This is a genomic window from Mesorhizobium sp. M1B.F.Ca.ET.045.04.1.1, assembly GCF_003952465.1.
In the GTDB taxonomy this organism is placed as follows: domain Bacteria; phylum Pseudomonadota; class Alphaproteobacteria; order Rhizobiales; family Rhizobiaceae; genus Mesorhizobium; species Mesorhizobium shonense.
Genome location: NZ_CP034448.1, coordinates 7,108,028 through 7,124,597, shown reverse-complemented (window position 1 = coordinate 7,124,597; position 16,570 = coordinate 7,108,028). Strand labels below are relative to the sequence as shown.

Annotated in this window: 15 protein-coding genes and 1 pseudogene; 3 read left to right on the top strand and 13 right to left on the bottom strand. The window is 62.5% G+C overall.

Annotation, left to right across the window (positions count from 1 at the left end):
- Positions 1 to 67 precede the first annotated feature (67 nt).
- A pseudogene (locus tag EJ071_RS35220) lies at positions 68 to 388 on the bottom strand (YbhB/YbcL family Raf kinase inhibitor-like protein); the annotation flags it as partial.
- Positions 389 to 873: 485 nt separating this feature from the next.
- Between EJ071_RS35220 and nuoH the strand changes: the two are divergent.
- Genes nuoH through EJ071_RS35205 form a run of 3 tightly spaced genes read left to right on the top strand, consistent with a single transcriptional unit; the run spans position 874 to position 2,932 of the window.
- Positions 874 to 1,860, top strand: coding sequence for an NADH-quinone oxidoreductase subunit NuoH (gene nuoH / locus EJ071_RS35215; protein ID WP_126101960.1), 987 nt, complete (start codon positions 874 to 876; stop codon positions 1,858 to 1,860).
- 19 nt (positions 1,861 to 1,879) lie between these two features.
- Positions 1,880 to 2,446, top strand: coding sequence for an NADH-quinone oxidoreductase subunit I (locus EJ071_RS35210; protein WP_126101959.1), 567 nt, complete (start codon positions 1,880 to 1,882; stop codon positions 2,444 to 2,446).
- Positions 2,447 to 2,491: 45 nt separating this feature from the next.
- The gene (locus EJ071_RS35205) at positions 2,492 to 2,932 is read left to right on the top strand and encodes a CBS domain-containing protein (protein ID WP_126101958.1); all 441 of its coding nucleotides are present in this window, start codon (positions 2,492 to 2,494) and stop codon (positions 2,930 to 2,932) included.
- 49 nt (positions 2,933 to 2,981) lie between these two features.
- Here EJ071_RS35205 and nuoG read toward each other — a convergent pair whose 3' ends face one another.
- The 12 genes from nuoG to EJ071_RS35145 form a co-directional block, all read right to left on the bottom strand.
- Positions 2,982 to 5,573, bottom strand: a complete 2,592-nt coding sequence (gene nuoG, locus EJ071_RS35200; protein ID WP_126101957.1) for an NADH-quinone oxidoreductase subunit NuoG — start codon at positions 5,571 to 5,573, stop codon at positions 2,982 to 2,984.
- Between the two features lie 33 nt (positions 5,574 to 5,606).
- The gene (gene nuoF, locus EJ071_RS35195; RefSeq protein ID WP_126101956.1) at positions 5,607 to 6,872 is read right to left on the bottom strand and encodes an NADH-quinone oxidoreductase subunit NuoF; all 1,266 of its coding nucleotides are present in this window, start codon (positions 6,870 to 6,872) and stop codon (positions 5,607 to 5,609) included.
- A gap of 4 nt (positions 6,873 to 6,876) precedes the next feature.
- Positions 6,877 to 7,389 (bottom strand): NADH-quinone oxidoreductase subunit NuoE, encoded by a 513-nt coding sequence (gene nuoE / locus EJ071_RS35190; RefSeq protein WP_126101955.1) that lies wholly within the window; start codon positions 7,387 to 7,389, stop codon positions 6,877 to 6,879.
- Positions 7,390 to 7,405: 16 nt separating this feature from the next.
- Positions 7,406 to 8,620 carry an NADH dehydrogenase (quinone) subunit D gene (nuoD, locus tag EJ071_RS35185; protein ID WP_126101954.1) on the bottom strand — a complete coding sequence of 405 codons (1,215 nt, stop codon included), beginning with the start codon at positions 8,618 to 8,620 and terminating at the stop codon, positions 7,406 to 7,408.
- A 27-nt stretch (positions 8,621 to 8,647) separates the two neighbouring features.
- Positions 8,648 to 9,184 (bottom strand): NADH-quinone oxidoreductase subunit C, encoded by a 537-nt coding sequence (locus tag EJ071_RS35180; protein ID WP_126101953.1) that lies wholly within the window; start codon positions 9,182 to 9,184, stop codon positions 8,648 to 8,650.
- Entirely contained in the window at positions 9,181 to 9,684 is a 504-nt protein-coding gene (locus EJ071_RS35175; protein WP_111547966.1) for an NADH-quinone oxidoreductase subunit B, read from the bottom strand. Before EJ071_RS35175 ends, EJ071_RS35180 begins: the two co-directional genes overlap by 4 nt.
- Positions 9,672 to 10,037 (bottom strand): NADH-quinone oxidoreductase subunit A, encoded by a 366-nt coding sequence (locus EJ071_RS35170; RefSeq protein WP_126101952.1) that lies wholly within the window; start codon positions 10,035 to 10,037, stop codon positions 9,672 to 9,674. Before EJ071_RS35170 ends, EJ071_RS35175 begins: the two co-directional genes overlap by 13 nt.
- 154 nt (positions 10,038 to 10,191) lie before the next feature.
- Positions 10,192 to 11,631, bottom strand: coding sequence for an NADH-quinone oxidoreductase subunit N (locus EJ071_RS35165; RefSeq protein WP_126101951.1), 1,440 nt, complete (start codon positions 11,629 to 11,631; stop codon positions 10,192 to 10,194).
- Complete coding sequence (locus EJ071_RS35160; protein ID WP_126101950.1) at positions 11,628 to 13,103, bottom strand: NADH-quinone oxidoreductase subunit M; 1,476 nt, start codon at positions 13,101 to 13,103, stop codon at positions 11,628 to 11,630. The genes EJ071_RS35165 and EJ071_RS35160 overlap by 4 nt, the downstream gene beginning before the upstream one ends.
- Before the next feature lie 8 nt (positions 13,104 to 13,111).
- Positions 13,112 to 14,872 carry a Na(+)/H(+) antiporter subunit D gene (locus EJ071_RS35155; RefSeq protein ID WP_126101949.1) on the bottom strand — a complete coding sequence of 587 codons (1,761 nt, stop codon included), beginning with the start codon at positions 14,870 to 14,872 and terminating at the stop codon, positions 13,112 to 13,114.
- Positions 14,865 to 15,119: a hypothetical protein gene (locus EJ071_RS35150; protein ID WP_126101948.1), complete on the bottom strand. Its 255-nt coding sequence runs from the start codon at positions 15,117 to 15,119 to the stop codon at positions 14,865 to 14,867. Before EJ071_RS35150 ends, EJ071_RS35155 begins: the two co-directional genes overlap by 8 nt.
- Positions 15,116 to 16,570, bottom strand: coding sequence for a monovalent cation/H+ antiporter subunit D family protein (locus EJ071_RS35145; protein ID WP_126101947.1), 1,455 nt, complete (start codon positions 16,568 to 16,570; stop codon positions 15,116 to 15,118). Before EJ071_RS35145 ends, EJ071_RS35150 begins: the two co-directional genes overlap by 4 nt.

Below are 16,570 nucleotides of genomic sequence, written 5' to 3'. Positions count from 1 at the left end.
GATCAGTCATGCCGCTCATGACCCGCAGGCCTTGCTCAATTGCTGGAGTCCACACGAGCGAAGACCATCATCGCGCATATACTCCGACGAGAACCGCCTCGGCGAGGAGATGCTTGCGCGCTTCTCGTTCGACCGCCTGACACGATGGGTTGTTGCCGAGCGGCAGGTGATCAATCGACAGCGCAAGCAACCGGAAATGATAGCGGTGTCTGCCATGGCGATGCGGTGGGCAGGGACCACCGTAACCTGGTCGCCGGAAATCGTTGGTTGCCTGCTTGAAGCCTTGTTTGCCGCGGTGCTGGGCAGCGCCTTCGGCCAACTCTACACAATCGGCCGCAATGTCATAGGCCGCCCAGTGATGCCAGATCCCCGCCGGCGTGTCTGGATCATCGCAGAGAAGGACAAAGCTGCGGGTGCCGGCCGGAGCGCCAGTCCAGCCGAGGGGAGGGAACGATCCTCACCGTCGCAGGTGAAACGCCGCGGGATCGTCGCACCGTTAGCAAAACTGCTTGAACTGAGCTGCATGGGTCGCCCCTGACGCTGTTGCCGCGCCGCGCAACACTCAGTCCCAAACGCTAGGTGCCAGGCAAAACTGGTAGGAAGCGCGGGCGTCGCCACGAGCTTCACGATTGATCTGACGCAAGGATAGGCGCTCTATCGAAAATGTACGAGACAATATTGAAATGGCAGTTCGTTTCGCCCTGCCGCTCCGTCCAAGCGCCGCGTCGCGCGCATCGTAGCCAGTGATGGCAAGGCTGTGATACTATCGCACAAGGTGCGCTGCGGTTGGCAATTGCCGTTCCCGCGCAGCCAACGACCGCGCAGTGCTAATCGGGTCGCGGGTCCGATCCCGTGAACGAGTGGCCTCGGACCATGGAACTTGTCGTTGCTCTTGGGCTGATCGTCTTCAAGGTCGCGTTGCTGATTGCGATCCTGCTGCTGCTGCCCTTGCCGCTGACCTGGGTGGAACGCAAGGTCGCGGGGCACATGCAACAGAGGATGGGGCCGATGCGAGTGGGATGGCACGGGCTGCTGCAGCCGGTCGCGGACGGGGTCAAGCTCTTGACCAAAGAGGACCACATCCCGGCCGAGGCGGACCGCTTCCTGTTCAAATTGGCGCCAATCCTGGCGCTCGCCCCGCCCTTCGTGGTGTTTGTCGCGGTTCCCTTCGGCGATTCCGTTTCGGTCCTCGGCACTAGGATCACTCTTTACGTTTCCAACATGAACGTGGCGCTCCTTTTCGTCTTTGCGGTGATCGGGATTGAGGTCTACGGCGTCATCTTCGGCGGCTGGGCGGCAAACAGCAAATACGCTGTCCTGGGCAGCCTCAGAACCTGCGCTCAGATGATCAGCTACGAGATCCCGATGGGGTTCGCGGTCATCGGCGTGGTCATGCTTGCGCAATCCATGAGCCTGCTCGACATCGTGCGGGCGCAAGCCGATGTCTGGAACATCGTCTACCAGCCGGTCGGGTTCTTCGTGTTCTTCGTCGCCGGGCTGGCCGAATCGCAGCGCATTCCCTTCGACCTGGCGGAAGCGGAAGGCGATCTGGGGGCCGGGTTCCATACCGAATACAGCGGTATCCGCTTTGCGTTCTTCATGGTCAGCGAATACGCCATCATGCTTCTGACATCGGTCCTGGCGGTGATCCTGTTCTTCGGCGGCTGGAACGGCGTGCTGGTCCCATTGCCACCGCTCGTCTGGTTCCTGCTCAAGGTCGCTGTCTTCGTCTACTTGTTCATCTGGTTCCGCTTCACTTTCCCGCGCTACCGCTACGACCAGTTGATGGCGATCGGTTGGAAGGTCTTGCTTCCTCTGTCGATGGCGAACATAATCATAACCGGTGTTGCTTTCCTTTAGGGGTTGCAACGAGGCGACGATGTCGCGCGCACTGGACAGAACTGGGACATGGATCGGCTGGGCGTTCTTCGCCGATCTAACGAACGCCTTGGCGCTGACCTTCGGCTACATGTTCTCCAGACCCGTGACCATGCAGTATCCGGACAAGGAAAAATGGTTGCCCTATTCGCGTTACCGCGGGCATCACTTCCTGAAACGCGACGACGAGGGCGAGATCAAATGCGTAGCCTGCGAACTCTGTGCGCGGATTTGTCCCTGCGACTGCATCGAAGTCGTCCCCTACGAGGACGAGAAGGGCAATCGACACCCGGCAAAATTCGAGATCGACATGGCCCGGTGCCTGTTCTGCGGGTTGTGCGAGGACGCCTGTCCGGCGGACGCGATCGCGCTTGGCCAACAGTACGAATTCTCGAGTTTTTCCTCGCGTGACCTGGTGATCGGGCGTGACGATCTGCTCGGCAAGCCGGGCAAGGCGACGACCGGCGGCGGCGTGGTCGCCGCACGACTGAATACCGAACAGGACGTGCTGGTCGAGACGAGCGAGCCGCAGGGGTACAACTGGTGGCGAAATATTCGACGAACATGAAGGCGCGCCAACTGGCAAGCCGGAGCGCGCAGACAGGAGGCTCATATGCTGGTCTGCCAAATCTTGAAGGCCAAGGCTCCCGAGGTCGTTTCGGTCACTCCGAGTCAGACGATGGTGGAAGTGCTACGGCTGTTTCGGGAGAACAACATCGGCTTCGTGGTCGTCAGCCGTTTCCCCGGCGATTGCCTGGGTACGCTGTCGGAGCGGGACTGCTGCAATGCGGTGGCTGAATACGGGACCGAGGCGCCCTTGATGCGGGTCGCTGAAATCATGAACCGCAGTGTGGCGACCTGTTCGGGACAGGATTTCCTGCCCTCGGTGATGGCGATCATGACCGAACGGCGCACGCGCCATGTGCTGGTCATGGATGGCCGCGCGCCTGTCGGGGTGGTGAGCATCGGCGACGTGGTCAAGCACCGCCTTGAAGAATTGATGAGCAACGAGCAGGTGCTGTACGATTACATTGCCGGGACCGGCTATCACTGATCGCCGGCTCAAGGTGCAGAGGATAGGTTGCCAGGGAACCCGTGGTGCCTCAGCCCGGATTGCCAAGCCGCGCCCCGTCGTTAGCGAGAGTGGCGATCTCGAAAGCGGGGTGCGCGATTTCAACCTGCACCGGACATGGGTATTCGCCCCGCCGCAGCAGACTGTTGAGACGCAGGGCTCTGTAGTTCTCGGGAGCGAACAGGAGACCCTTGGGAAAACGCTTGTTGACCTTGAGCTTCGCCGTCATTTCGCCGTGGGTAGATCGCACGACCACCTGATCGCCATCCGAAAGGCCAAGCCGCGCCACATCTTCCGCGCTCATCTCGACATATGGGTCATCCGCGACCGTATTTAGGACCTCCGAGTGCTCGGAAAGATATCCGTTGTGGAACAGGCAGTTGCCGGTGACCAGCATGAGCCCGCCGGTGGCAATAAGGGCTGGCGGGGGAGCGAAGAACTCGCCTGCCGGCGGCGCTGAGGCGGCCGCCTTGGTGAATGCTCCATCGGCGCCAAGTCCGTCCTGCGTCAACCCCTGGTAGCCCCGAACCAGCTGGGCAATTTCGCCGAAGATTTCGGCTTGGATCGACGGCCGCAACGCCTGGCCGCGAAGCGCCGCAACGAAGTCGAATATCGCCAGATTATCGCGCGCCTCGAGGGCGGGATCGCGGAACTTGCCGACCCTCTGGGTGCGGCCTTCGTTGTTGGTAAACGTGCCGGATTCCTCGCCATAACTCGCCGCGGGCAGCACGACATCCGCTAGGCCCGCCGTATCCGTGAGGAACGTGTCCTGCACGATCAGGAGATCGGCGGCACGAAGCGCCCGCTGCACGAATCGCCGGTCGGGATAGGACATCAGGGGGTCGCTGCCGGCGATATAGAGCGCACCCATTCGTTTCCTCTCACAAAGCTTCAGCATGGCGTCGAAATCCACGCCCGGTTCAGACGGGATTTCGGCGTTCCAGGCCCGCTCGAGAGTTGTGCGTGCTGCATCATTGGCCAGCGCCCGCAGCCCTGGCAGCGCCGTCGGCAGAACGCCCATGTCCCAGGCGCCGAGCTGGTTGGCACGGTCGAAGAGGAACTGCATCGCCGGACCCTTACCGAGCACGCGGAGAACCTGCAAAAGGTTGCTGAGCTGCTGCATCGTCGCGCGCGCCAGGGGCGATCTCAGGAGGTCGGCGCTGACAAGCACGGTGATGCTTCGGCCTTGCAGCAGCGCTGCGGTCAGGCGGTCCGGACCGTCACTGTCGGTGGCCGCCGCCGGCCCGTCGGTTGTGGCGACGATGTTCGCAAATTCGTCGCCCGGCAATGCCTGACCAGCTGCTCCCAGTCCGGTCACCACCGCGGCAAGCCCCTGAGCCTCACCGCCCGGCCGCACGCGAACGACTGCCCGCGCATCGGCGTCCAGACGGGATGGCCGCGCCGAAAGCATGAGCAACCTGGTCTGTCGCCGGCGCGCACCATCCCGCAGCAAATATTCGGTGACCGGGTTCTCGTCGGTAACGTTGCCGCCGACGACAAGCACACAATCGTTGCCGATCACCTCCTCCAGCGGCGCGCGCGTGTAGAAGGCGGCTACCAACGGGCCGAGCACATCAAAGGGCGTGGACCAGCGCGAGGAGCAGTCGATATTGTTGGTCCGGAAAGCCGTGCGCATCAGTTTCTGGAACTGATAAAGCACCTCGTTTGGCAGGCGCGGCGAGGCTAGCCCGCCTGCGGCCTTTCCGGCGACGGCCGACAGCCGCCGGCGGAGGTAGTCACCGGCTTCGTCCCAGGAAACCGGAACAAGGCCCCCGTCACGACGGATCATCGGCCGCTTGATCCGGTCCTCGCTCCCGACGAAGTCGAGGCCGAAGCGCCCGCGCACGCAGAGCGTTTCGCGGTTGACTCCGTGCTCTACCTTCGAGCGGACCCGCATGAACTCGCCCTTGCGTGTGCCGACGGTCAGTTGGCAGCCGGTGCCGCAATGCGGGCAGATTGTGTCGGTCTCGACCAGATCCCAGGGCCGCGCCTTGTAGCGATACGGGAAGCTCATCAGCGCGCCGACCGGGCAGACCTCGACGCAATTGCCGCACTGGTCGCAACTCGCGAGACTGCCCTCGAAGCCGGTGACAGCGGTATCCATACCTTTCTCGACGGTGCCCAATGCGACCGCGCCGACGACTTCTTCGCACATCCGGACGCAGCGCTGGCACTGGATGCAGCGGTTGACGTTCATGATGATGACCGGGCTGAGACGGATGTCCTCGGAGTGAAACACACGCTTGGCATCGCGGAACCGGCTTGTGCGGGGCCCGTACGCCATCACCATGTCTTGAAGCTCACACTCGCCGCCCTTGTCGCAAATCGGGCAGTCGAGGGGGTGGTTGGCGAGCAGCATGTCGAGCATGGAAGAGCGCGTTTCGTCGATCAGCTGCGTGTTCGTCCGCACCACCATCCCCTCGGTGACCGCGGTGGCGCAAGAAGGCTGCAGCCGCCGCTGCCCCTCAATCTCAACCAGGCACATGCGGCAGGAGGCCAGCGCCGGCAGCCGCTTCAGATAGCAGAAGGTCGGGATGGCGATGCCCAAACGCTCGGCCGCCTGGAGCACCGTAGAGCTCGCCTCCACTTCCAGCGTTCGTTCATCGATTGTCACGCGAACCATGGCTTTCCTCGCGGTCTTCTCGCTGCGCCCTCCTCAGTGAAACGGGCACCTCCGCTCCTCGATATGCGCGACGAATTCATGCTTGAAATGCACCAGTGCTGCCCGCAGGCCCATTGCCGCGCCATCACCCAGAGCGCAGAACGTGTTGCCGAAAATGCCTTTGCAGAGCGCCTCCAGCTGTTCCAGATCGCCCGGCGCGCCCTGACCCGCCTCGACCCGGCGCAGCACTTTCACGACCCAGTTCAGCCCTTCGCGGCAGGGTGTGCACTTGCCGCAGGACTCGTGGTGGAAGAACTCGATGATCCGGGTGGCGACTTTGACGACGCAGGTCGAGTCGTCGATCACGATCACCCCGGCCGAGCCGAGCATCGAGCCGACGGCGGCCAGCGAGTCGAAGTCCATCCCCACGTCCAGCCCGCGCTCCGGGATCATCGGCGCCGAGACCCCGCCTGGGATCACCGCCTTGAGCTTGCGCCCCGGCAGCGGCCCGCCGGCGCAGTCTTCGACCAGTTCGCGCAGTGGTATCCCCATCGGCAGCTCGTAAAGGCCCGGTTTCCGCACCTGTCCGCTGAGGCAATAGAGCTTCGGGCCGGGACTCTTGTCCGGGCCGATGCCGCGGAACCAGTCCGGTCCTCTCGCCACGATATGCGGTACGCAGGCCAGCGTCTCGACATTGTTGATCACGGTCGGGCTGGCGTAGAGCCCTTCGACGGCCGGAAACGGCGGTTTCAGACGCGGCTGCGCCCGCTTGCCTTCGAGCGAGTCGAGCATCGCGGTCTCCTCGCCGCAGATATAGGCGCCGGCGCCACAATGGATGTGCATGACGAAGCTGAAATCCGAGCCCAGGATCCGTGTTCCCAGATAGCCCTTCGCATGGGCTTCGGCGATCGCCTGCTCCAGCCGCGAGATCGCCAGCGTGTATTCCCCGCGGATGTAGAGATAGGCGGTTTCAGCTCCTATCGCGTAGGCGCTGATCGCCATGCCTTCGATCAGTTGGTGCGGGTCACGCTCCATGATGATCCGGTCCTTGAAGGTGCCCGGCTCGCCCTCATCGGCGTTGCAGCACAGGTATTTCGGCTTGCTGGCACGCTTGGGCACGAAGCTCCATTTCGCTCCGGTTGGGAATCCGGCTCCGCCGCGCCCACGCAGGTTGGACTTCTTGACGAGGTCGATGATCTCGTCGGGCGTGTGCTCCCGCAGCGCCTTGGCCAGCGCCTGGTAGCCCCCGCCGGCCTCATAAGTCGCGAGCAGATGGCCATCCGGCACGTCCACGTTCCTGAGAAGGACCGGTTCGAACATGGCGCTATTCTCCCGGCGGGCCCGCGGCGGCGAGACCGGCGCCAGTCGCCTGCCGCATCGTCGTGCGCAGCCTGTCCAGGAGCGCGTCGATCTGCGCGATGTCGAGGTCGCCGTGATAGTCGTCGCCGACCTGCATCACCGGGGCCATCTCGCAAGCGCCGAGGCATTCGACGGTCGAAAGCGTGAACAGCCCGTCTGGGGTCGTGCCGCCTTTCTTGATGCCGAGCACCTCCTCCAGGTGCCTCAGCAAGTCCTCGGATCGCCGCAGCATGCACGAGATATTGTCGCAGAGCTGCAGGTGGAAAATGCCGACCGGCTCGGTATGGAAGAGGGTGTAGAAGGTCGCCAGTTCATAGACCCAGATTCGCTCGACGCCGAGGATGTCGGCGACCTCCTCCAGCACCGCGCCAGGCAGGTGGCCACGTTCTTTCTGAGCTATCAGAAGCGCAGGCATGATCGCCGAGCGCTGGTCGGGGTACCGCGACGCCGCCTCTTCGATCTTTTCGCGCATGCTCATCGCGTCCAAATCCCTGCTATTTGTCCACCTCCGCCATCACGGGGTCGAGGCTGCCGAGCACGGCGATCATGTCCGCCAGGTAACGTGCGTTGGTGACCCCAAAGAGTGCCTGAAGGTTGACGAACGAGGGTGCCCGGACCTTCATGCGGAAGGGTTTCGGCGACCCGTCACTGATGATGTAGAAGCCGAGCTCGCCCTTTGGCGCCTCGATCGCCGAATAGACTTCACCCTCAGGCACGTTGAAGCCATAGGCCGACAGGTCGAAATGCTGGATCAGCGCCTCCATCGAGCAGTGCACCCGATCCTTGTCCACCGGGAAGGCGACTGTCGCCATGTCGATCTGGAACGGCCCGTCGGGCATCTGGTCGAGGCATTGCTCGATGATCCGTACGCTCTCGCGCATTTCCTCGACGCGGCATCGCCAGCGTGCGTAGCAATCGCCTTCATCGCGGGTGATGACGTTGAACGAGAGCCGGTCGTAGATCTCATAGGGCTCGTCGCGGCGGATATCCCAGTCGACGCCTGAGGCGCGCAGGTTCGGGCCGCTCAGGCCGAGATCGATGCCGTCTTCGGCCGAAATCACACCGATTCCCTGCGTGCGTTTCAGGAACACCCGGTTGTTATCGACCAGCCGTTCATAGTCGCGGATCCGGTTCGGGAAGATGTCGCAGAACTCGCGGATCTTTGGGAAGAATCCGTCGGGCAGATCCTCGCGCACACCGCCGACCCGGCAGAATGAGGTGTGCATCCGCGCCCCGCTGATCATCTCCAACAGGTCCATGATCATTTCGCGTTCGCGCATGGCGTAAAGGAGCGCGGTCATGGCGCCCAGGTCCAGCGGGAGTGCGCCGGTGATCAGGAGATGACCGGATATCCGCGCCAGTTCAGCCATCAGCACGCGGATATATTGCGCGCGGATCGGCGCTTCGATGCCCAGGAGCTTCTCCACCGCCAGTGCGAAGGCAAGGTTGTTCGAGGGCGGGCAGAGGTAGTCGAGCCGGTCGGTCAGCGGGAAGATCTGGGTGTAGGAGAAGCTTTCTGCCAGTTTCTCGGTACCGCGGTGGAGGTAGCCGACATGCGGGTCAACGCGGGCGACATATTCGCCGTCCAACTGGAGGACGAGCCGCAGGACCCCATGCGTGCTGGGATGCTGCGGGCCGAGGTTGAGAAGCACCTCCCTGGTGTGGGGCGCATCGGATTCCGGCCAACTCAGTTCCGTGACTTCGGTCATCTCAAGCCCCGGTGTGAAACGGCCTCCCTATGGAATGTCCTTGGTGGCAAGGTCGGGCTGCGTCGGCGGCGGGCCTTCGGCGCCAAACGGATTCAGCTTGTCCCTGTAGCCACGGAGCGGAAAGTCCTTGCGCTGCGGGAAGCCCTCGAACCCTTCCCACATATAGATGCGGCGCAGGTCGGGATGGCCCTCGAACCTGATCCCGTACATGTCCCAGGCCTCGCGCTCATGCCAATTGGCGGTGCGCCAGACCCCCGTCACCGACGGGACCCGCGGCGGATCGCCTAAGCGGCACTTGATCCGCACGCGCCATTTGTTCGGCAGCGACAAGAGGTGGTACACCGCCTCGTAACGCGGCGCCTCGGGGTAGTGATCGACCCCGCAGATGTCGGACAAGAAATCGAACCGCAGCGCCGGGTGTTCCTTCAGGAACCGGCAGAGCGCCACGATCATGTCAGGCGGAGCGGCGAAAACGTGGATTCCATGCGAGAAGCCAAGCTCCTTGACTGCCCCCTCGAAACGTTCGGCGATCAGGGTGCGGATGAGGGGCGTCTCCACGCTCATGGCACCGCGACCCGGTCCAGGGGCGTCCCGGCCAGCGCCCTGGATTTCTTGATCTTCTCCTGAAGCAGAAGGAAGCCGTGCATCAGCGCCTCGGGCCGCGGCGGGCAGCCGGGCACATGCACGTCCACCGGCACGAAGGTCTCGGCCCCCTGCACGACCGCATAGGTGTTGTAGACCCCGCCCGAGATGGCGCAGGTGCCCATAGCGATGACCCAGCGCGGCTCCGGCATCTGGTCATAGAGCCGTCGCACCACGGGCGCGAATTTCCGCGTTATGGTGCCGGCAATGATCATCACGTCGGACTGGCGCGGGGAGGGCCGGAACACCACGCCGAAGCGGTCGAGATCGTAGCGGGCACATCCCGCCGAGATCATCTCGATGGCGCAGCAGGCAATGCCGAAGGTTTCGGGCCACAGCGCTGATCTTCGGCTCCAACTGATCAGGCTGTCGGCCGTGGTGAACAGCACACTGTCGCGGATCGCGTTGTTTACGCCTCCCATTCCAGCGCCCCCTTCAGCCAGGCGTAGGCGAAGCCCACGAGAAGCAGCAATATGAAGATGAACATCTCGACATAGCCCACCAGCCCGATCTCCTTCAGGACAACGGCCCAGGGAAAGAGGAACATCGTCTCGACATCGAAGACCACAAAGAGGATCGCGAGGATGAAGAACTGCACCCTGAAGCGGCCTCCGGCGGCTTCGCCCGCCGGGTCCATGCCGCATTCATAGGGCATGTTCTTCGCTGGATAGGGATTGGATTGGCGCAGCAGCGAGGAGACAAAAAGCGTAACCATCGCCACCAGAACAATTCCGGCGACCATGAAAAGAACCGGCAGGAACTCCATTCCGGTCACGTCGCGTAGCCCCAGTCACCTACCGAGGGCTTTGCTCAGGCCGCTACCGACCCCTTCGGGATCGGTGACACGGGCGCCCTGGGAAGCAACTTGGGCATTCCTTTCTTGCGCCGCCAGAGTATTCCGTCGGCCGGATCATTGCAAATCCAATCGGTCAGCCGCCAACTGCGGCATGTTGCGCAAGCCTCAGAAATAACGCCGGAAACAGGCCGATGCCAACGGTGCCGGCAGCAGTGAAGGCAAGTGTGGCGCCGACCGCGGGCGTCAGCGCCGGGTCGAACGCGCCCTCCGGCTCGCGCATGTAGATCACCATCACGATGCGGATGTAGAAGTAGGCGGCAACGGCGCTCAGCAGCACCGCGATCACTGCCAGCACGATGAAGCCACGCTCGACGAGCGCGACCAGTACGTAGAACTTGGCGAAGAACCCGGCAGTCGGCGGAATGCCGGCCAACGAGAACAGATAAAGCAGCATCAGAAGCGCCAGCCCGCGATGCGACTTGGCGAAACCGGCGTAGTCCTCGATGACCTCGCCCGAGAAGTTGCCGTTCCGCATCATGATGATGGCGCCGAATATGCCGAGGTTCATGAACGCATAGATCAGCAAATAGAGCATCACGCTGGCCACTCCGTCCGCACCGCCGGCCGCCACACCGAACATGGCGAACCCGGCGTGGGCGATGCTGGAATAGGCCAGGAGGCGCTTGAAATTGTCCTGCACCAGCGCCACGAAACTGCCGAGCGCCATCGTCACTGCCGCAATGACGGCAACGATGATCCAGACATTCGACGCGGCGACCAGCGGGTTGAGGAACACCCGCAGGATCACAGCGAACCCCGCTGCCTTAGGCCCCACCGACATGAAGGCGGTGATCGTCGTCGGCGCCCCTTCATAGACGTCCGGCACCCACATATGGAACGGCACCGCGCCGACCTTGAAAACCAGCCCTGCGACGATAAAAACCACAGCCAGGAGCAATCCGGGATCGAGCGGGTTTCCGGTCACCGCCGTAGCCATCCTGTCCAACTGCGTTGTGCCGGTGAGCCCGTAGATCAGCGAAACGCCGTAGAGGAAAATCGCGGTCGAGACCCCGCCAAGGATTACGAATTTCAGCGCCGCTTCGTTCGACCGCTGCTGCTGCCGCAGGAAGCCGGTCAGCACATAGGTGCAGAGCACCATAAGTTCGAGGCCTACATAGATCGACAGGAGGTCGATCGCCGAGGCCATGATCATCATTCCCGAAAGCGCCAAGAGCAACAGTACATAGTATTCACTGCTCCCGATCCCTTCGATCTCGGCATATTTTCGCGAAAGAAGAAATGTCAGAACGGCGATCAGGTAGAACACGACCTTGAAGAAGATCGCGAAGCGGTCGGCGATGAACATACCCGAGTAGGCCGGCCGCACCTCACCCGCCAACATGAGTGTTGCAAAGGCGGCAATCAGCACGATCGCGACTGAAGCCGTGACCAGGAGGTGCTGCTGCCCCTTCCGCAAAAACTGTCCCAGGATCAGTAGGAAGCAGGCCCCGGCAATCACGACGACCTCGGGCAGGCTCGCCAGAATCGACTGGAAAAGAGCGGCGGCGGTCATTGGGCGCCCCCCTTACCGTGCACCTGCGCCAGTAGATGCTTCACCGAGGCGTCGATGATTTCGAGAAAGGGCTTCGGATAGAGTCCGATCCAGACAACCAAGACGGCTAGCGGCAGGATCGCCGCTATCTCGCGGGCGTTCACGTCGCGAACCTTGTACCGCATGCCGATGCTGGCCGGACCAAGCGCGACTTTCCTATACATGCCAAGCAGATAGGCAGCTCCCAGCAACGCCCCCACAACGGCAGCGGCGCCGACAGCGAGGTTGGCTGCGAACGCGCCTGACAGGACCAGCAACTCGCCCACGAACGAATTCGTTCCCGGCAGCGCCATCGACGACAGGGCGAACAGTGCAAGAAACGCCGTATAGACCGGCGCCGCCTTCATCAGGCCGCCATAATCCGCGATGCTGCGGGTATGGGTCCGCTCGTAGATAAGGCCTACAGCCAGGAACAATGCCCCTGTCGTCACGCCATGATTGAACATCTGCAGGATGCCGCCCTCGAGCCCACGGAGGTTCAGCGTGAAAATCCCAAGCGTCACCAGGCCCATGTGACTGATGCTGGAATAGGCCACCAGCTTCTTCAGGTCGTCCTGCGCCAAGGCGAGCAACCCGCCGTAGACGATGGCGACTGCAGAAAGGACCAGCATCAGCGTGGAATAATGCACCGATGCTTGGGGCAGCATCGGCAGCGAGAATCGCAGGAACCCGTAGGCGCCCATCTTCAGGAGCACGGCGGCGAGGATGATGCTGCCGGCCGTCGGCGCCTGTACATGAGCATCCGGGAGCCAGGTATGGACCGGGACCATCGGCACCTTGACCGCGAAGGCGATCAGGAAGGCGAAGAACAGCCATGACTGAATCTGGAACGGCAAATCCTGCGCCATCAGGGCGCGGATGTCGAAAGTCTCGCCACCCTGGAAATAGAGCACGATGACACCGATCAGGAACATGAGGCTGCCTGCCAGCGTGTAGAGGAAAAACTTGAACGCTGCATAGATCCGGCCGTCACCGCCCCAGACGCCGATGATCACGTACATCGGAATAAGCATCGCCTCCCAGAAGACGTAGAACAGGAACAGATCCAGCGCGCAGAACACGCCCAGCGTCAGCGCCTGCATGGCCAGCAGGCTGACCATGAATTCCTTCACCTTGCGGTCGATCGCAACCCATGAGGCAAGCACGCAGATCCAGCCCAGCAGCGCGGTCAGGAACACGAAGGGTGCGCTGATCCCGTCGATACCAAGTGCGTAAGTGATCCCTAGCGCGGGCACCCACTGGCGTGTCTCGGTGAACTGCATCTCGTGGGTAGAGGTGTCAAAGCCACCAAGCATGGCGATGCAGAACGCGAAGTCGAGGACGGTGACACCTAGTGCCATCCACCGCACGACATCGTCGCCGCGGACAAACATCAGCGCCGCTGCCCCGACGGCCGGCGTGAACACGATCAGGCTAAGCAAAGGGACCGTCATCGCGCCCCCTACCGCCATGCCACAGCGAATACAGCGATAGCCGCGATCACACCGGCGATCATCGCCAGCGCGTAATGGGTCACGACGCCGCTCTGGAGCCGACGCAGCTTCCCGCCGCCGAGCAGGATCGCGCGGGCTACGCCATTCACGAAGGCGTCCACGCCGTGCAGATCGATCCGCAGTCCTGCCCGTGCCAACCCGTGCAGAAAGGGCAGCGCCGCGGTCTCGGACACATCACTCACCGCCTTCTCGTAGCGCGCCAGCGGTTTTTCGGCGAGCCACATGAAGCGCCGCGCGCCCATGCGGTAGAACCAGTCGGTGTCGATGCTGATCGTATTCTCGGGGTCGAGCGCCCTTAGAAACATGACGAAGCCCAAGGCCGTGAACATCAGCACGCCGAGGCTCTCGGTGACATGTACGGCGGTGTAGGGTTGGAAGTCGACCGGATGCGGCAGGAGTGCGTAGAGCGTCTGGGGGAACACCCCGATCGCAATGCAGAGCACCGCCGCGATGCCCATCGCAACCAGCATGTTGCGCGGCGGCTCTCGCGCTTCCAGCCCGTGGTCCGTGCCGAAGAACATGTAGTACGGGAGCTTGAGTCCGGTGTGCAGGAACGTCCCTGACGATGCCATCGTCAGCGCCAGCACCACCAGCGCGCGATGATCCTGTCCGGCGGCGGCCACCACCATCGACTTGGTGACGAAGCCCGAAAAGAAAGGGAATGCCGAGATCGCAAAGGCGCCAACCATGTACAGCGCAAGGGTTACCGGCATGGTCTTGTAGAGCCCTCCGAGTTCGGTGAGCTTGCGCCGCCCTGTGACGTGGATCACCGCACCCGCACCCATGAAGAGGAGTGCCTTGTAGAGAATATGCGCGAAGGCATGGCTGACGGCGCCGTTCACCGCCATCTCGGTCCCGATGCCGATGCCCGCCACCATGTAGCCCACCTGGCTGACGATGTGATACGCCAGGAGCCGCCGGCAATCGTTCTCCAGCACCGCGTAGATGACCCCGTAAAGCGCCATCACAGTGCCAAGCCAGACAAGAAGATCGGTCCCCGGAAATGCCCGCGCCAGCACATAGACGGCGGTCTTCGTGGTGAAGGCGCTCATGAATACCGCCCCGGTGACGGTCGCTTCCGGGTAGGCGTCGGTCAGCCAGGCGTTGAGTGGCGGCACCGCAGCGTTGAGCAAGAACCCGACCAGGATCAGGCAGGTGGCGAAGCCCAGCCCGCCCTCGATCGGGCCGAAGAGCAACGAACCTGTGGCGACCCCATGAAGAATGATGCCGCCGAGCAGGGCAACGCTGCCGGTTATATGGACCATGAGGTAGCGGAACCCTGCGCCGAAAGCCTGCTCGCCGCGCTGGGCAAAGACCAGGTAGGCAGAGGCAAACGTCATGCCCTCCCAGAAAAGGAACAGGGTCAGGTAGTCGCCGGCGAACACTACCCCGAGCGCGCTGCCGACGTAGATGAAAGCCGCCACATGCTGTCCTGCGTGCGTGAGATGCAACGCATAGACCATGCCGATTAATGCCATGATGCTGAAAACGGTGGCGAAGAGGACGCTTAGCTTGTCGACCTTCGCAACAATGATTTCCTGCCCGATGAACCGCGCCGCGCCGTAGCCGCCAGGATGCATCGTGAGCACGGCCAGGATCGCCAGCGTCGGGATCAGCAGCACATAGGCCTTGCGGACAGACCCATTTAAAAGGGGAATCGGAAGCGCGCCGAGAATGAACAGCAGGCCGGGATGGACGAAGTCAGTCATAATAGTCCTCGCGCCGCATCAGCCCGCACTGATGGCCAAAAAACTTGGACACGAAGATCAGAAGCACGCAGGAGCCGAAGCCATAGAGGGCAGACCAGCCAGGCAGCCGTTCCCACAGGTATTCGGCGTGTTCGCGGAAGACCAGAAAGTCGGCGATGACGATCAGGACGAGCACCAGATAGAATAGCCGGCGACGCCTTTTCGCATGTCTCTCATCGCCAAAGAAATCGACGAGACGCTTGATCATCTGACGACTCTTTCCGCCAGGGCGAGGAAATAGTCCGGGTAGATGCCCATCGCCACCGACAGGATGGCGGTCGCGACGAGCGGGAGCGCTAGCATCGGAATTTCACGAACGGTCGCCGGGCATTCCTGCGCCTCCGTCCCGAAAAAAGCCGCATAGCTGACTGGTAGGAAATAGGCGGCGTTCAGGACCGAACTAGCCAAGAGCACGATAAGGAAGGGGGTCTCCCCGGCCTCCACCGAGCCGAGCGCCAGATACCACTTGCTGATAAAGCCCGCGGCCGGCGGTACTCCGATCATGCTGAGCGAGGCGACGAAGAACGCCCCCATCGTCCAAGGCAACCTGCGGCCGATGCCGGCCATGTCGCTGATGTTGCGCTTGCCAGACGCGCAGTAGATCGACCCGGCGCAGAAAAAGAGAGTGATCTTCGAGAATGCATGCGCCGCGATGTGGATGATCCCGCCTACCATCGCGGCGGGCGACAGCAGAACCGCGCCCAGCACGATGTAGGAGAGTTGGCTGACCGTCGAATAGGCGAGCCGTGCCTTCAGGTCGTCCCGCGTCAGGGCGTAGATGGACGCCATCAGGATCGTGAACGAGACCACATAGGCCGTGGCGATGCCGAGTCCCAGCCCGCCCACCAGCCCCGCGCCGAAGACGTGGAACACCACGCGCAGCACGCAGAACACACCCATCTTGACAACGGCCACCGCATGCAAGAGCGCGCTAACCGGTGTCGGCGCCACCATCGCCGCAGGCAGCCATGCGTGCATGGGCATCACCGCGGCCTTGGCGAAGCCGAAGAGGTAGCAGAAATAGACGACGGTTAGCAGCGACGCTGACGCGTTGGCCCCCGCCAGCAGTCCTCCCGCTACAAAGTCGAGCGACCCCGCAATCTGGTAAGTCAACGCAAGTGCGGCCAGGAGCACGCTTTTCGACGCACCCATCAAATAGACGAGGTACTTGCGGCTGCCAGTCCATCCCTCCTCGTCCTCGTGGTGGTAGACAAGCGGATAGGTAACGAGGCTCAGCACCTCGTAGAAGATCACCAACGTGAACAGATTGGCGGCAAAGGCGCCCCCGGCGGCGGCCGCGAGGCTGGCGGCGAAGCAGGCGAAGAACCGGGTCTGCGCATGCTCATTCAAGTGCCGCATGTAGCCGATGGAATAGATCGACGCCACGATCCACAGCAGCGACGAGACGGTGGCAAACACCATACCGAGCGCATCGACACGGAAAGCGAAGTCGATCCCCGGCAGAATCTCGAAAAGGCGCAAATCGACTGTCCCGCCCGCCAGCACCGTGGGCGCCATTGAGGCGACAATTGCGAACATGGCGATCGCGGCCAACGGCGAGACGGCATCGCGAAGTTTCTCGCGTTTGTTTAGAAGGAGAACTGCAAGGGCCGCCAGAACTGCGACGGCAATGGCAAGCAGCGGCCGGATCGAAATCAC

Bases quoted from the DNA above. Each gene is read 5' to 3' on its own strand.
- nuoD (WP_126101954.1), bottom strand. From the start codon at position 8,620: ATGACCGAAGTCACGGAACTGAGTTGGCCGGAATCCGATGCGCCCCAC.
- nuoF (WP_126101956.1), bottom strand. From the start codon at position 6,872: ATGTTCGAACCGGTCCTTCTCAGGAACGTGGACGTGCCGGATGGCCAT.
- EJ071_RS35205 (WP_126101958.1), top strand. From the start codon at position 2,492: ATGCTGGTCTGCCAAATCTTGAAGGCCAAGGCTCCCGAGGTCGTTTCG.
- EJ071_RS35175 (WP_111547966.1), bottom strand. From the start codon at position 9,684: ATGGGAGGCGTAAACAACGCGATCCGCGACAGTGTGCTGTTCACCACG.
- EJ071_RS35210 (WP_126101959.1), top strand. From the start codon at position 1,880: ATGTCGCGCGCACTGGACAGAACTGGGACATGGATCGGCTGGGCGTTC.
- nuoE (WP_126101955.1), bottom strand. From the start codon at position 7,389: ATGAGCATGCGCGAAAAGATCGAAGAGGCGGCGTCGCGGTACCCCGAC.
- EJ071_RS35150 (WP_126101948.1), bottom strand. From the start codon at position 15,119: ATGATCAAGCGTCTCGTCGATTTCTTTGGCGATGAGAGACATGCGAAA.
- EJ071_RS35180 (WP_126101953.1), bottom strand. From the start codon at position 9,184: ATGAGCGTGGAGACGCCCCTCATCCGCACCCTGATCGCCGAACGTTTC.
- nuoH (WP_126101960.1), top strand. From the start codon at position 874: ATGGAACTTGTCGTTGCTCTTGGGCTGATCGTCTTCAAGGTCGCGTTG.
- EJ071_RS35165 (WP_126101951.1), bottom strand. From the start codon at position 11,631: ATGACCGCCGCCGCTCTTTTCCAGTCGATTCTGGCGAGCCTGCCCGAG.
- EJ071_RS35160 (WP_126101950.1), bottom strand. From the start codon at position 13,103: ATGACGGTCCCTTTGCTTAGCCTGATCGTGTTCACGCCGGCCGTCGGG.
- nuoG (WP_126101957.1), bottom strand. From the start codon at position 5,573: ATGGTTCGCGTGACAATCGATGAACGAACGCTGGAAGTGGAGGCGAGC.
- EJ071_RS35155 (WP_126101949.1), bottom strand. From the start codon at position 14,872: ATGACTGACTTCGTCCATCCCGGCCTGCTGTTCATTCTCGGCGCGCTT.